General features: G+C 66.3%; 1 protein-coding gene. It reads left to right on the top strand.

The genetic code is table 11. The features are described from left to right. Positions 1 to 797: UDP-glucose dehydrogenase family protein (locus ACXJKH_RS21515; RefSeq protein ID WP_457322429.1), on the top strand; the 797-nt coding region annotated here is incomplete at both ends.

The following is a 797-nucleotide window of genomic DNA, read 5'->3' as shown; positions in this document are numbered from 1 at the left end:
GGCACGCACATGGCCGTGCCGACCGTGGTGGTTAACAAGTCGACCGTGCCGGTAGGCACGGCCGACAAGGTGCGTGCCGCCATTGCCGAGGTACTGGCGGCGCGTGGGGTTGAGATCGCGTTCGACGTGGTCTCCAACCCGGAATTCCTGAAGGAGGGCGACGCGGTGGCCGACTGCATGCGGCCGGACCGCATCGTGGTGGGTGCCTCCAACCCCGATTCGGTGGCGCTGATGCGCCGCCTGTACGCGCCGTTCAACCGCAACCACGACCGCGTGGTGGAAATGGACGTGCGCTCGGCGGAGCTGACCAAGTACGCCGCCAACGCGATGCTGGCGACCAAGATTTCGTTCATGAACGAAATCGCCAACATCGCCGAGAAGGTCGGTGCCGACATCGAACAGGTCCGCCAGGGCATTGGGTCGGATCCGCGCATCGGCTGGCATTTCATCTACCCGGGCGCCGGTTATGGCGGCTCGTGTTTCCCCAAGGACGTGCAGGCGCTGGCCCGCACCGCGCAGCAGTATGGGCATGAGCCCCGGCTGCTCAACGCGGTGGAGGCGGTCAACGAGGCGCAGAAGGGGCATCTTTACGAGCTGATCCAGCGCCACTACGACCRTGGCGAGGATGAAGGCGTGCGTGGCAAGACCTTCGCGGTCTGGGGCCTGGCCTTCAAGCCCAACACCGACGACATGCGCGAGGCGTCCAGCCGGCGTCTGCTGGCGCAGTTGTGGGAAGCCGGTGCGCGCGTGCGTGCCTACGATCCGGAAGCCACCGAGGAAGCGCGCCGCATTTTCGG

Source organism: Stenotrophomonas sp. P5_B8, assembly GCF_054049855.1.
Note: the sequence above shows the minus strand (reverse complement) of the source record. Positions and strands in the feature narration are given on the sequence as shown.